Origin of the sequence: Photobacterium rosenbergii (genome assembly GCF_003026455.1) — a bacterium.
Taxonomy (GTDB): Bacteria; Pseudomonadota; Gammaproteobacteria; order Enterobacterales; family Vibrionaceae; genus Photobacterium; species Photobacterium rosenbergii.
Map to the genome: position 1 here is coordinate 594,458 of NZ_PYMB01000001.1, position 14,482 is coordinate 608,939.

12 protein-coding genes are annotated in these 14,482 nt (G+C 43.3%); 6 read left to right on the forward strand and 6 right to left on the reverse strand.

The genetic code is table 11. The annotated features are described in order from the left end of the window. Nucleotide 1 precedes the first annotated feature (1 nt). Nucleotides 2–217, reverse strand: a complete 216-nt coding sequence (locus tag C9J01_RS02890) for a YnbE family lipoprotein (protein ID WP_107296593.1) — start codon at nucleotides 215–217, stop codon at nucleotides 2–4. A 103-nt stretch (nucleotides 218–320) separates the two neighbouring features. Beyond that, nucleotides 321–3,566, reverse strand: a complete 3,246-nt coding sequence (locus C9J01_RS02895) for an intermembrane phospholipid transport protein YdbH family protein (RefSeq protein WP_158264479.1) — start codon at nucleotides 3,564–3,566, stop codon at nucleotides 321–323. 506 nt (nucleotides 3,567–4,072) lie between these two features. On the opposite strand from C9J01_RS02895, the gene C9J01_RS02900 reads away from it, so the two are divergent. Continuing rightward, the gene (locus tag C9J01_RS02900) at nucleotides 4,073–5,302 is read left to right on the forward strand and encodes an NRAMP family divalent metal transporter (protein ID WP_107296595.1); all 1,230 of its coding nucleotides are present in this window, start codon (nucleotides 4,073–4,075) and stop codon (nucleotides 5,300–5,302) included. A gap of 112 nt (nucleotides 5,303–5,414) precedes the next feature. On the opposite strand, the gene C9J01_RS02905 is transcribed toward C9J01_RS02900, so the two are convergent. Next, on the reverse strand, nucleotides 5,415–5,771 hold the full coding sequence (locus C9J01_RS02905) for a hypothetical protein (RefSeq protein WP_107296596.1): 357 nt from the start codon (nucleotides 5,769–5,771) through the stop codon (nucleotides 5,415–5,417). Between the two features lie 331 nt (nucleotides 5,772–6,102). Then, entirely contained in the window at nucleotides 6,103–6,942 is an 840-nt protein-coding gene (locus C9J01_RS02910) for a DUF4344 domain-containing metallopeptidase (RefSeq protein ID WP_107296597.1), read from the reverse strand. Between the two features lie 179 nt (nucleotides 6,943–7,121). Between C9J01_RS02910 and C9J01_RS02915 the strand changes: the two genes are divergently transcribed. Then, entirely contained in the window at nucleotides 7,122–8,018 is an 897-nt protein-coding gene (locus C9J01_RS02915) for a LysR family transcriptional regulator (RefSeq protein ID WP_107296598.1), read from the forward strand. Nucleotides 8,019–8,279: 261 nt separating this feature from the next. Here C9J01_RS02915 and C9J01_RS02920 read toward each other — a convergent pair whose 3' ends face one another. Further along, nucleotides 8,280–10,982: a bifunctional acetate--CoA ligase family protein/GNAT family N-acetyltransferase gene (locus C9J01_RS02920; protein WP_107296599.1), complete on the reverse strand. Its 2,703-nt coding sequence runs from the start codon at nucleotides 10,980–10,982 to the stop codon at nucleotides 8,280–8,282. Between the two features lie 189 nt (nucleotides 10,983–11,171). After that, nucleotides 11,172–11,681, reverse strand: a complete 510-nt coding sequence (locus C9J01_RS02925) for a DUF2301 domain-containing membrane protein (protein WP_107296600.1) — start codon at nucleotides 11,679–11,681, stop codon at nucleotides 11,172–11,174. A 154-nt stretch (nucleotides 11,682–11,835) separates the two neighbouring features. Between C9J01_RS02925 and C9J01_RS02930 the strand changes: the two genes are divergently transcribed. The 4 genes from C9J01_RS02930 (at nucleotide 11,836) to C9J01_RS02945 (ending at nucleotide 14,480) form a co-directional block, all read left to right on the forward strand. Further along, nucleotides 11,836–12,360, forward strand: coding sequence for an SPOR domain-containing protein (locus C9J01_RS02930; RefSeq protein WP_107296601.1), 525 nt, complete (start codon nucleotides 11,836–11,838; stop codon nucleotides 12,358–12,360). 223 nt (nucleotides 12,361–12,583) lie between these two features. Further along, nucleotides 12,584–13,576 (forward strand): D-alanine--D-alanine ligase, encoded by a 993-nt coding sequence (locus tag C9J01_RS02935; RefSeq protein WP_107296602.1) that lies wholly within the window; start codon nucleotides 12,584–12,586, stop codon nucleotides 13,574–13,576. Nucleotides 13,577–13,678: 102 nt separating this feature from the next. Next, a complete protein-coding gene (locus C9J01_RS02940; protein WP_107296603.1) occupies nucleotides 13,679–13,852 on the forward strand; it encodes a YhfG family protein in 174 nt (57 codons plus the stop codon). Beyond that, the gene (locus tag C9J01_RS02945) at nucleotides 13,842–14,480 is read left to right on the forward strand and encodes a putative adenosine monophosphate-protein transferase Fic (RefSeq protein ID WP_107296604.1); all 639 of its coding nucleotides are present in this window, start codon (nucleotides 13,842–13,844) and stop codon (nucleotides 14,478–14,480) included. Before C9J01_RS02940 ends, C9J01_RS02945 begins: the two co-directional genes overlap by 11 nt. Nucleotides 14,481–14,482: the final 2 nt, after the last annotated feature.

Here is a 14,482-nt window from a genome sequence, read left to right on the forward strand (position 1 = left end):
CTCAAAAGACATCATCATCATTAAATAGCTCATCGATTTCCTTATCAACTTTAATACGAATTTCGTGTTCTATTTTGACGTTTAAATTCACTTCTATCGGCTTTTCAGAAGCGGTAACTTGTACCGTTGGTGTGCAGCCAGATAGTGTAGTCAGTGATAGTACCGAAATCATGGCGATAAAAAATGGTATATAAAACAGCTTAAGTTGGATATCCATTGGTTACAACCTTTTGTGGACTTCATACCTGATTGCCTACTTTAAAAGGCAGGGTGACAGATGCGTCCAGCCATTTGATTTTTAAAATTCAAGCGCAAAAATGCTACTTATCCACACCAATCTGCTTTAAGAACATATTTTCCAGCTTTGATGCATTTATCATGTTCAACGTTTTTAGTAATGCTGGAATGTTTTCTTCTATGCTGAGGTTCAGATTAATCGGACGCCCGGATAAAACATCTGGGTTACGGCCCTTAAACTGTGATCTGGCACTCAGTTGTCCTTCTTTAGAATAGTCTAGATTAACCTTGAGCGAGTGGTAGTTATAATTTTTGAGAATTTTGCTCACAACTAACAAGCTATTCTCACCCGCGGCTTCTACATTCTGATCGATGGCTGATCCTTCTTTGTATTTTAGGAGCCCGCCAGGGTATCGAGCATGAAGCTTTCCCTCTTTAATCACAGGGGCGCTTTGCTCAACCCCTAATGGCAGAACTCCATCTACGATGCCTGTCATCTCAATATCTTTTGCTTCTATTGCTTCTATCAACTTCTCTAGCTTCAGCCCATGAACCCGAAGAGGGCTTATTGGTATGTCTGCTAATGAATTGCTGACAACATTGTGTAAGCTAATATCACCACCAAGAAGGTAAGCTTTGGCCCTATGGAGTTTGTAGAACGGCTTTTGGCTATCAAACTCAAGTAGGGCGTAAAGGTTTTCTAACAAAATGCCTGCATGTAAGTAACTGACATGCAGGCTGATAGGTTGACGTGAGCGAATGCCATGATTGGAAATGTCGACAGTAAGCGACACATTGAGATCGGCATAGTGGATATCATGGATATAGCCGCTCAAATTGTGGGTATATAAGCCAATCTGGCCTTTCCACTGGTTGTCTTTTATTGTCATTTTTGCATCAAAGCCCAGTGAACCCGCATAAATATCATGATCAACTGGCAATTTGGGGAGATAGTATTTCTTTAGAGATTGCTTACTGGAGAAAGGAATATCATTACGGTGTAACTCAATATTGGTCTGTTGCTGCTTTACCAAATAATCAATGGTATAGACAAACAATTTGGTATTGCGCTTATTTAAGATATTGCCTTTGAATTGGGCTTTGTTTGGCGTTACTTTGAGTTTACCTTCAGTGATGACACCAGGTAGGCGCTGGTTATTTTGATTTAGCGATAGATGAACCTGATACCCTGAGGAAACAGCATAAGCCGACTTGTCATCTGCAGAGAAATCTAGCTGTATATCAAGGTTGTTAATGACAGAGGAAAGTTGGCCGCTATAGCGTTGTACAGGTAATTGGCTAGTATTTTTATTACGCCTTATTGCTGCAATTTCAGACTCAGTTGTGCCATCAGGCGTGATTAGCTTTAGCGCTGAAAGGTTATCGGCATTGACGACAATAGCATTTTTATTGTCGGTGAAAATGGAAAGCCTCGTCGTTTTGTCATACTGAAATGCTTGTCTGAGATTGACTGAGTTTGCTGTAATGTTGAGGTTGTCAGCGTCAGCTTCTATCCATTCTCCTTGGTGTTGAATACTCATACTACCAATATTGAGTTGGCTATCGAGTAATTGCATTTCAATTTTGTTATCAGTCCATTTTCCGGAGAGTACAGAGCGAACTTGCGTGTCTTGAATATTGATAGTTGGACTTGGAAATAGCTGGGGGATAACAGCGCTAATCAAGCTCTTTGCGTGACACTGTAATGACTGGTCATCGTTCAAGAAAGGAATTTGACATTGTAACTGAGTAAAATCGACAGCCAAGTCATAGCCAAATTTATCGTTGTAAAAGTGTAACTGCTCGCTGCTCTTGTCGAGCCCTAGCGCAATATTGCCATTTCGATATTCAGCGTCGAACGTCAATGCGCCATCTGTGTTGAGCTGAAGCAAGGTTATCGCAGGCTTTATCTGCTTGTTTTGGCTAATTACTTGATGTTGGAAGGTGAAGCGATTGAGTTCAACGTTTACCTTTTCGGGTAAAACAACTTCCAATGCATAACTTGCGTGTTCAACATCGCGGAAATGGAAGGGATCGCCTTGCTGTTTTTCACTGTTATCTTTAAAAGCCAGTGAAGTTTGCTTGGCGGAGATGATAATGGGTTTGGTAAGTTCCGCGCTGGGGATATCGTAAAGCTTAAGTCGATCGGTAAGATCTTGAGTCCGTTTGAACTTTGCTTCGCAGTGAAACAGTTTAGGCAGTGGGCTGATAAAGTTGATATCAGCTTTACAATCTACTTTATTGCCTTTGGGGCCAACCACAGAGCCTTTAAAATCAGCTTCTTCAAGTGTGCGGTGTTTGATCAGGACATCGATATTGTAAGGATCACTTGGTCCAAGCGCTTTGCCTTTTAGATGTAATTTGGCTTGTTTATCGGGCCTGTTTTGACGAACCCTCGGTGTATCCAATACCAGTTTGGCATCCATGATAAGGTTGCCATAGGTAAAGTGGCTCACTTTTAAATGCTTGAGAGGGAGTTGCGCTAAATTGGCAATAGCATGCCCGAGATGCAAGCCCTCATGGGTTTCATCTGGTTTTTCAAGAAACTCAGGGAGTTCGGTTGGCTGTGCAAAACGGAGTTGTTCCGCTAGCAGGCGCATGCTCTTGGTTGGTTCGTTAAGATCGACCGTTAATGCAATATCATTCCCATGTTGTTCGAAGTCTTCTAGATCTATTTGCCATTGAGGGGTGAGTTTATCTATATGGACGGCAAGTGGTGTTTTATCCTGTTGCCAACTGAGTGAAAAATGCCCATTGGTAAAACCTATTGGGTAGATGTTCTGGCCAATATCTTGTGGCAGAAATAGTTCTAAATCCGAAGAGCCAATAATGCCGGTAAGGGTGACAAAGGGATCGGTTGTCAGTACAAGCTGTAAATCATTGACCTGCTGGGGGACTTGGGTACCAACTGTATTTTCGATAGCGACAGAAGCCTTTTCACTGTGAGCACTAAATACGTATGGGGCGGAAAGGTCGGTAAGATTAAAGGTTATATCATTGAAAATAATGTCATTGATCTGAAGCCCATGCGGTTTTATGGCATTTTGGATTTCAGGCGCCAAACGCACGACAGTGTGCGGAGAAAGTAATCGCCATGATGAGGTTGAAATTGCACTTTTGTCATCAGCAAAGTGCTCCAAAGATAGCTTCTTAATGGTAATTGCTGTTTTCTTAACGGAAATAGAAAGCTCGTCAATTTGAATGCGCTTACCAACATGGATTCCAGAAATAGCATTGATTTCAATTCCCTTTGACGCCAGCCATGGGGGAATGAAAACAGCAAGCATGACAATGGCGAAGACAACAAAGAACAAACCATAGGTGAACAAGCGAACATACCGGTAGCGGCTGGGCTTGGAGGGTGCTGGATTGTTCTTGTTGCCTACAGCATTATTCATACGGCTATATTTATCTGACCAACATAAATGTTATATGACAATTCTAAGCATAATCGTTAGCGAGAAAGTTGTTATAAATATTGGATAAATCAAGCACTTCGAGAACAAACAAGCAGTGGTTGATTCTACTGCATGTGAATATATCTACTCATCTAGTATAAAATTTTGCCATTTTTTGAAGTCGCTGAAATGCAGTGATTTTTTTATTGTTTTTTTACCTTGCTTTACCTGACATCACTCATGTTTGCAGGTGCTGATTTGATGTTATTCACTGGATTTTTGCTCATGTTTGGTTGAATTACCTGATTGGTTGTTTTGGGTAGGTTGATTGTTTGTGACAAAACTGAGACAAAGTGGGGACAATAAAAGAAAATCATCAGGATGTGATTATGTCAGAAACCTCTCCAATACAGCCATCTCCCTCAGGACCAATCTCAATGGGTAAGCTAATCCGCTCGCTGGGTCCCGGTGTAATGATGGCAACCGCAGCTGTTGGTGGCTCCCATTTAGTTGCCTCGACCAAGGCTGGTGCAATTTACGGATGGCAGCTCGCCGCATTGATTTTGCTGGTAAACCTCTTGAAATACCCATTTTTCCGAGCTGGCGTCCAATACACGATGGGAACAGGCAATAGCTTGGTACAGGGCTATGACGGGATGGGCCGTGGCTACCTTTGGGTGTTTACAGGGCTTAGCTTAATCTCTGGAGTGGTGAATACTGCAGCCTTGCTTTTGTTTAGTGCCAGTTTATTAGGTTACTTCCTACCATTTAGCCTGTCGCTACCAGTGCTATCAGGTATTGTTGTCGTGGCCTGTCTGGTGATTTTGATGGCTGGACATTATAAGGCTCTTGATAGTTTGTCTAAGGTCATTATGGCCGTCTTGGTGATAGCGACTCTCTCTGCAGTAGTTATTGCGGCAGGCAAGGGCAGCGTCGCTCCTGCAGACTTTGAAGCGCCTTCAGCATGGTCTATTGCGTCTATTGGCTTCATCGTTGTGATGATGGGTTGGATGCCGGCACCGATTGAAATTTCATGCCTGACTTCATTGTGGCTTAAGAGCCAACGCAAAGAACAAAAGGTCACGACGGATTCCGCATTATTTGATTTTAATGTTGGCTATATCGGGACGGCTGTACTGGCAATTGTGTTTCTTTCTCTCGGTGCGTTGGTACTACATGGAAATGGTACGGAGCTAAAAGCATCGGGTATTGGCTTTTCCCATCAACTGGTAAGCATGTATGCGTCAACCATTGGTGAATGGTCTCGCTACTTGATTGCTGTCGTGGCCTTCTTCTGTATTTTCGGCAGTACGATTACCGTTATTGACGGCTATGCCCGTTCACTGGCAGAAGCACAATCTCTTCTGCAATCTAAGCCTGTAGGGCAACGTGCATTCCATAATGGTTGGATGGTATTTATTGCGATTTCAGCGATGGGGATCATCTTGTTCTTCAGTTCGGCTTTGATGCCAATGCTCGATTTCGCCATGGTGCTGGCATTTATGACTACGCCTGTCTTTGCCTTGTTGAACTACCAACTAGTGTCTAAGGCAAACCTACCAAAGGCACTTCAGTGGTCCAAGCAAATGAAAGTCTTGTCTTGGGTTGGCCTCACATACCTGTTTGGTTTCCTAGCAGTATTCATTTGGTGGAAATGGTTGATGTAATCTGAAATAAAAAAGAGCCGGATACAGACAGGACGTAGGTATCCGGCAGATTCCATATTGGTTGGTGAGTTATAGTTATAAAAATAAGGTTTATTAGCGACTAAAGAGGTTGTTAACCGGCCAAAGCTGGGTCACTCAACACTTCATCTTCTGTTTTAGGCTGGCTAATATTTTTCTTGTTCGGAACGGTCAACTCATGGTTGATCAGTGCAATCCCATCGATAAGTGCGTCATGCACATTATCAGTTTGACCCGCCTCAAGTGCATGCAAAGCCCTAAATAATGTCTTCTGTAACTCAAGCACCTGTTCGTTTGCGTTATCCAGTTCGATAGCCTCAAGTGAAATGAGGTCATTGAGATGTTTTGCTGAACCTGGCTTAGGTGCTGATAATTGACTGGCGATAACTTGGGAGGTGCACAATTTCAAGTAAGAGAGACTTTGGGTTAGCGACTGCGAGGGTTTATCCATCCGAAAACTCCTTGATGTTTCATCATGCTATGTAGGCATTGCATGAGAATGTCCGTTATTGAGGGTAATAATTAATAATAAAGGTTTGTTTTTTAAGGTTTATATGAAATCTAATTCATTGGGCGTTAAGAAAACTTGGCTTAGATCAATTTGCGCGAAAACTCACTGGGATAACTGGATGGCTTTAGTCATTTTTATGACTAACTTATCAAGTTGGTATGAAAATATACCGGGGATATACAAAACATTTTGAATGGTTATTCTGTAGCGTGAATAAGGCGTGTTATGGAAACACGCCTGAGGCTAAGCTAGTTTGGAATGATTTGATATTTTAACCGTTATTGAGATAGCTTTCCCAACTCGCAGAGACACGATCAAATTCCTCAATACAGATATCTTCACGTTCAGTCTTCACATCCGCTTCAAGATCTTGGAACAGTGTCTCATGCTTATCGGGATCACTTCCAAATATAAGGCATAATCCATAGAAGTATCGTTGGATATCCAGACTGTGTTCATCAATAAAATCTAAGTCATCAAAGCTTTCGATTTGCTGATCTTCAATAGCGAATAAAGTGGCTGCATGTATCGCTTGTCTATCACCATTTTCAACGTAATTGAGCATCAGCACATTGGCGAAGCTATCTGCAGCATCTTCCTCTTTGCCAAGAATAGGGATTTGGTTAATTGCGATATAGGCGTGTCCAATCTCATGAAGCAAGGTATGTAACAGGGCCCCTTCAGTTGCCTCAAACACATACTGGTTGTCAGATTCGGATAACTCAGATTGTTCATCTGCATCACTGATATCTGCTGAAAAGTGGTCAATCATTTCACGCCAAAAATAATAAGGGATCTCAATTTGATTTGATTCAGGATCGTATAAGGGACCATCTTGCGTACCAAAAACAATATTGACTGGCTTAACAAGATTAATTGTAGAATCAGACAAGGCTTGAACTGTCTCGAGGGCATCGGTTTGCCTTATTTCTTGAATCGTTTGTTGGTCGAGAGTATTCACACTTGGGATAAAAGTGAAACGAATGGAAGGAAGTTCATCACTCAGCGCCCGGTTGGGAAGAAGGCAGGCAAGGCCTGTAAATAGCAACACGATGAAAAGAAAAAGACCATTGTGGTTAGTTTGAGTGTGAATATTGGTTGAGGTGTCCATGTACGATTCCTTTCTGTTTTACGATTGCTGATGAGTATGGTTCATCGGCATAGGAGTTAGAGTGATCTTAACGCTATTACATGAAAAATTAGCAATAAATTATAGATTTGCTTTAAAAGGACAGATAAGGTGAAACATCAATATCTATTTATTGATGACTATAAAAACAAGGAGAAAAGGTGAACAAGCTATTGTCTTTTGAAGCTTTGATGGTGTTAGACGCTATTGAGCGAAGAGGAAGTTTTGCCGCGGCATCGGAAGAATTAGGCAGAGCGCCTTCATCTTTGAGTTATCAGGTTCAAAAACTCGAGCAAGATTTAGATTTAGTGATTTTTGATCGCTCTGGTCATAAAGCTGTATTTACCAAGGCTGGTCATCTGTTACTAGAAAGAGGGCGGATGTTATTAACAGCGGCTGACGAGATGATTGCTGATGCCAGCGCTTTGGCACATGGTTGGGAGCTGGATATTACCATCGCTTATGACGGCTTGGTAAAAGTTGACGCTCTATTCCCGCTGGTGGAAGGGCTTGCTCAACAAAGTAAAACCCGTGTCCGTTTTCAGGAAGAGATATTAGCAGGATGTTGGGAAGCGTTGGCTCAAGATCGCGCAGATATCCTAATTGCTCCAGCTCCTACAGTAGCTCCACCGGAAGCTAAGATTCAAACACTTGGCACCATTGATACAATCTGGGTTGCTCACCCCGATCACCCAATTCACAAGCATAAATACCCGCTAGATCCAATGATTAGAAAGCAATACAGGGGAATTGCGGTTGCAGATACGGCAAGGAATTTGCCTCCTATTACCTACAATATTCTCGATGATCAACCCTTACTGACGGTATCGTCAATGCATGACAAGTTGCTTGCTTTAAAAGCGGGGCTAGGGATCGCTACGATGTCATACAGTTATGCCAAAGACGCGATTGAAAGCGGTGAGTTGGTGGTTATTGGAGATGATCCAGTGCATGAGCTTGAATTAGTGATCGCTTGGAATAGAAGTCGAATGGGTAAAGCAAAATCTTGGTGTATTCAGCACATTACATCACTTTGGAAAAAGCAGGCTAACCAATAAGTCACAATGCAAACGGCATAGCCCTGTCTGTTTTTTGTACGTTTTGTCATGGGTTGGCGTAAAAAGGTAAGTCGAGATTTCTGTAGTGAATATCATGCAACCTCTACTTAGGAGGATGCATGAAATTTAAAACAACAGAACTTTTAGATGATTTTGACCATTGTGAATATCTCAAGACCTTCATGGCCGATCTGCAATTTGCTATCGACGAACAGGACTGGGATGTCGCTATTGATTTTGCACAGAATCTGTTAGCGACAGTTATCGTCCTGAAGGAAGAAGAGGCAACAACATCTCAACGATACCATCCTCCATCTGAATATCGATCTCGAACCCAACTTTTTGGGCAAGCATGATCATTCCACGGTTAGAAGGCATCGTCATGCCTGTAATCCGATGTAATCCGGCCTCTCGGCAATAACGAATGATCTTATTCATCAATATACTGCCAAGGCCGACCCCTTTAAGATCCGAGCGCACAAGGATGGCGAACTCGGCTTCGATGTTCTCAGGATCCGATAATGCGCGGGTAACCCCAATAATAGTCTCTTCTGGCTCACCATCGCTATTTGTTGATTGCTGCACAGCAACAAAAGCCATCTCACGGTCGTAGTCAATCTGAGTAAGGTTGGCTAACGCTTCATGATTAAACTCGCCAACATCTGAGAAAAAGCGCTTATAAAGATCTTCTACAGAGACTTTCGAGATGAACTCAGCATGTTGTGGCTCATCTTCCGGTAAAATTGGCCGTAGCAGAATACGCTCACCATTTTTTAATGCGACAGTTTCTTCCAACTCTTTTGGATAAGGACGGATGGCCAATCTTTCTTGTCTATTGCCTTTAAAATGATGAAGCGTCATTGAAGCATCGATAACCGTCATTTCATCACCGGTAGCCAGTAGCGGGTGAATATCAAATGACTCGATCTCCGGGCAATCAATAATGAGCTGCGATGTTTTCACCAACAAACGGCAAAGCGCGGGAATATCTATTTTTTCTGGAAGATTACGCTGAGTGATTTTACCGGTCTTAATGGCATTTATCACCATATAGCGTGCAAGGGCCATATTTAACGGCGGGATCCCCACGGCGGCATTCTTATGAATGTCCCAATCGCCAGCATCTTCACCTAGTAAGATAACAGGGCCAAAAGTGGCGTCATGATGAACCGAGAGGCGCAACTCCTGAGCGCCGGCTCGTTTTGCCATTCGCTGCACTAACAGGCCATCAATTCTTGCGTTAGGATATTCCAATGAGACCCGATCAAGAATAGCCTGAGCGCCATTGGCGACTTCTTCGGCCGTCCGCAAATAAAGTAAGACGCCATGAACTTCTGATTTATGTGGGATATCTGGCGAGCGTAGTTTCACAGCAACGGGATAACCAATTTGGTTGGCGATATGCGCAGCCTCAGCAGGATCACTGGCGATCCATGTAGGCAGTGTAGTAAACCCGTATGCCTCTAAAACCGGCCTCACATCATGGGTTTCAAGCTGGGTGATCCCTTGTGCTAACAAGTGGTTGACGACATCATGGACATGCTTAGGGTTGGCTTTGGTTTCTCCGAAAGAAACAGGGGTTTCCATTAGCTGTTTTTGGTTTCTGCGATATTCCACTAAATGCATGAAAGCCGACACGGCGCTTTCTGGTGTTCGGTAAGCGGGGTAACCAGCTTCGGTAAAAATTTTACGGGAGGCGATGGCTTCATCTTCACCAGCCCAGTTGGTCAATATATTGAATTTCCGCGTTCTAGGGTGGGAGTTTAGTACTTCCACCAATCGTCTTGCCGTCTCGTTCCCTGCCGCTATAGCTGAAGGTGAGTGCATGATTAACAGCGCATCAAAATCATCACTGTCTAAAAGAATTTTAACGGCTTGCTCATAACGGTTGATATCCGCATCACCGATAATGTCGATCGGGTTGGCCTTCGACCAGCATGAAGGTAATAAAGCAGACAGCTTGCTGGTGGTTTCGTCACTTAATTGTGCCAGTTTACCACCTCGGTCGGCGAGGGCATCGACGGCCATGATGGCAGGGCCGCCACCATTGGTTAAAATCGCCAAGCGTTCACCACGGAGAGGAACGGAATGAGCAAGGGTTTCGACTGCTGCAAACAACTCGTGGGTGTTATTCACCCGTAGCATCCCTGAGCGACGTATCGCAGCATCATAAACGGCATCTAACCCGGCAGGTGATCCTGTATGCAAGAAAGCTGCAGCACTGCCTGCTGGGGTTCTACCACTTTTTACGACGAGGATTCGGCGGTTTCGTGCAGCCGCACGTGCAGCAGACATAAACCTGCGGGCATCTTTCACTGAATCTATGTAGAGCAGAATCGCTTCGGTTTTGCTGTCTCGACATAAATTATCAAGAAGCTCTGCAAAGTTAATATCGCAGGCATCACCAAGGGAAAGGAAGGTAGAAAAACCGACATTTTTATTTTTCGCCCAATCGAGGATGGTGGTACATACAGCGGCCGATTGAGAAATAAATGCGATATTGCCTTTATTGGCTGCAATCGGTGAAAAAGACGCATTGAGGTTTATCCAAGGCAATATGAGCCCCATACTGTTGGGCCCAACCAAACGCATATTAAACTGTCGAGCAACATCAAACATACGTTGTTCTTCAGTTTGGTTATCGGTAATGATATTCGCCATGCCTGCTGCAAGCACAATGGCAACTTTTACACCTTTCTCACCAAGTTGGCGGATGATTTCGACATTGCGATGTGCATTGGTACAAACAATAGCTAAATCTGGCACACGGGGCAGGCTGTCTATACTTGGGTAGGCCAGAACACCAGCAACCGCATCATATTTGGGTGTGACAGGCATGATTGGGCCGTGGAACGACCCAGCCAATAGGTTGCGGATCACCACGTTACCGGCCCGATTAGGGCTATCGGAGGCACCGATTACGGCGATTGACTTGGGTTTTAGGAGTTTGTCTAATCCGTCCATTTCACAACTCTTTTTGCCAGTGCTTTTCACTGAGTGTAACTAAACCCTCAACGAGTTTCTGGCTAAAGTACTTGAGCTGTGATCAATGCCAAATATCAATGCATTAGCTATATTGGTAGTTTGTACTGGACGGTTTTTGGAGGGAGGCGTGGCAATTCCTTTGCCACGATGTGTCGCTACGATAGGAAATTAAATCTGATACTTGGTCTTGTCGCCGATATCGTAATGCATCGGCATACGCCATTTGGAAAATGCCGCAACAGCCAGCAGGATTGCCCCCGTCATGCTAAATGCAAAACTGATTTGTGCTTGATTGAATACCAGACAAAACCAGAATCCCGCCAAAGCAATAGGGGTGAGCAACAAGGGTTTCAACTGAAAGCAAAAGTATTCTTTTATAGCCAAAGCGCTAAAGGAAAACAAAGCCGCTCCTAAAGCCAACGGGGTCCAAAGGCCTGACAGTAACCAAGTCACCGCGAACAAAGCACTCCCAAGAATTAGCCAACGAAAACGCTTGTCATAGATGTGAACGGTCGTCGTTGCCAAAATGGCGGCTATAACAAGGGCTGTGGTACCCACTTCGATTTCCCAAGCGACAATCGACATAATACCTGCAGCGGCCGTAAGAGCAGTTCGATATAAGAGTACAGTGAGTTTATCCAGACTATCTAACTCGCTCTGAATATGAGGATCGGCCATGATGAGCTCCATTAAAGAAAAGAATACAGTAATATTTTACCTGTATTTCCTGTGATACAGGGCAGATAGTTGTTGATCTATCTTAAACTTAGGCTTGAATGGTGGAATTTCCGGCGGCAAAATGTGATGAGAATTTTTGTCTGGCAGAGAAATAATGAAAAAACTAGCCGTATTGGCCGTAGTTACGGCGATTTCAGGGTGCGCATCTGATTCAGGAAAGACTGAGATCATAACTTCATCGACAGAAGAAGTGTTTATTCAGGAACAGTTAGAATCTGAAACTCTAGCGAAATTAGATGAAACATCAATCGCTGAAACAGGCAGCGCTGACCAAGAAACTGCTACCGAGGTTATTAAAAAGGCTGCTGAAGAAAGTTCATCATCTGATGTTGCGTTGTCTCAATCAGGTTATTCAATTCAAGTGTTGGCATTGAGTCACAACAAAGGTTTTACCACTTATATGAATAAACTGCCTTCAGACAAACCAGTCTGGACGAATGTGAAGACTATCAATGGAGTACCTTGGTATACATTGCTTTACGGTCAGTTTGAGACAAGAGAGCAAGCACGAGCAGCCTTGGATGCTTTGCCTAATGATGTCAAAACATATGGGCCTTTCATTAGAGACCTCGATGAGGTGAAGGCATCACCAACGCCTAAATTGACTCGTTTGAACTGATTTAGAGAAACTACCCCATAATCATAGAGCCCACAACTTTCTCAGTGATGTTGTGGGTTTTGTATATTTGATAAAGTATAATTATGATTACTGAGCAATTTTTAGCTTATTGGGCTGGCTTTTGTTAAAAATTCGAAAGAAATCCCCATAACCACAGATATGAGGTGCAATAGTCACCTTTTTTTTATTACTATTAAGGAAGAATTTTACACAAGGGATGATAATGAGCTCAATCCACGTTTTATTACTCTGTGGCGGTGGAAGCGCCGAACACGAAGTCTCTCTAGTATCTGCCAATTACATTGAACAGCAGCTCAAGCAGATTGACGACATTACTTATACCCGGATAGAAATGAAGTCTGATGGTTGGTTCAATCATCAGGGACAACTATGTCATCTTAACCTTGATCGCACACTGCTCCAGGGTGATGAAGCGCAGAAAATTGATTACGTGATTCCATGTGTTCACGGATTCCCTGGTGAAACAGGTGATCTTCAATCATTTCTTGATATGGCGAAATTGCCTTACTTAGGCTGTGGTGCTGAAGCGAGCACGAACTGCTTCAACAAAATCACGACAAAGCTATGGTTTGATGCATTGGGAATTCCAAACACCCCTTATGTATTCTTAAGTGAAAACAACGAACAAGCTCATCAACAAGCTGAAGAAGCTTTTGATAAGTGGGGCAAAGTGTTCGTAAAAGCAGCAAGCCAAGGTTCATCTGTAGGCTGTTACCGTGTCACTGAAAAGGAAGCACTTGCCAAGGCAGTCAATGATGCATTTGGTTACTCAGAGCAAGTGCTGATTGAAAAAGCGATCAAACCACGCGAACTTGAAATCTCATCTTATGAGTTCAATGGTGAACTGGTCATCACAAAACCTGGCGAGGTCTCTTGCCCGGATGATCAGTTTTACACCTACGAAGAGAAATACAGTGCAGATAGCCACTCTACTACAGCAGTAGAAGCGACTAACTTGACTGAGGATCAAATCGAGAAAATTCGTCATTACGCTCGCAAAGCCTTTGTTCATATGAAACTTAAAGACTTGTCACGTATCGACTTTTTCCTAAGTGAAGACGGAGAGATTCTTCTCAATGAGATTAATACCTTTCCGGGTATGACACCAATCTCGATGTTCCCTAAAATGCTTGAGCACCATGGCCATACCTTCAAAGGCTTTTTGGAGCAGGCAATAAAGAACAATGTGAAGTAATGAAGAGCCGGGTTAGACCGGCTTTTTTCTTCTTAAAGCAAACTGGCTATACTTTTAAAGCACGCCAACGACAATAACAATGATGAGGCAGAAAGAGTTTACATGTTAACGGATGATGAAAAGCAGAGGCGCTTTAAGCAACTGCAAGCGAAAAACTATCGTGCGAGTTTGCGATTAGAAGGGATCCACTTAGAACAAGAAGAGTGTACCAACTCAGAGAGCGGTTTGAGTGAAATTGAACAGATTAGACAATTAAAAGGACACTATGCCAGATAGATATGGGGTAGACAGAGACCCTGATTGTTATCCAGACACTACAGTCCTCATTAACTTACTCAACATTCGAGATGAGGATGAACTTGAGGCGGCTGAGCGGGATTTCACGCGAGTACGCGCGAGCCACTTTGAACCCACCTTTGATAATCTCTCTTTTGACTACCTCAAACAAATTCACCGAACGCTGTTTCAAGACTTATACCCTTGGGCAGGCATACCTAGAACGGTTGATATCACAAAAGGTGAAACGCGCTTTTGCCATTGGGAAAACATTGAGCGCGAAGCAAATAAGTTACTTAATGAGCTGGCCGAAGAAGATTATTTATGTCAATTAGCGCTGGATGAGTTCATTGATAAATTGGCTTTTTATTATTGCGAACTCAATGTCATTCATCCCTTTAGGGAGGGAAACGGCCGGGTGCAGAGAATATTCTTTGAGATATTGGCTATCAATGCGGGTTACGAAGTGTGCTGGGAAGGCATTGGGCTCAATGAATGGGTAGATGCAAATCAAGCCGGTTACTTTGGTAAAATGGAGCCTCTCAAAGCATTGTTCGAAAGAATTACGGCCCCAATCGATTTAACGGTTGGCTACGAGGAGCATTGGACGGATGAGCCTAAAAGGTAGCA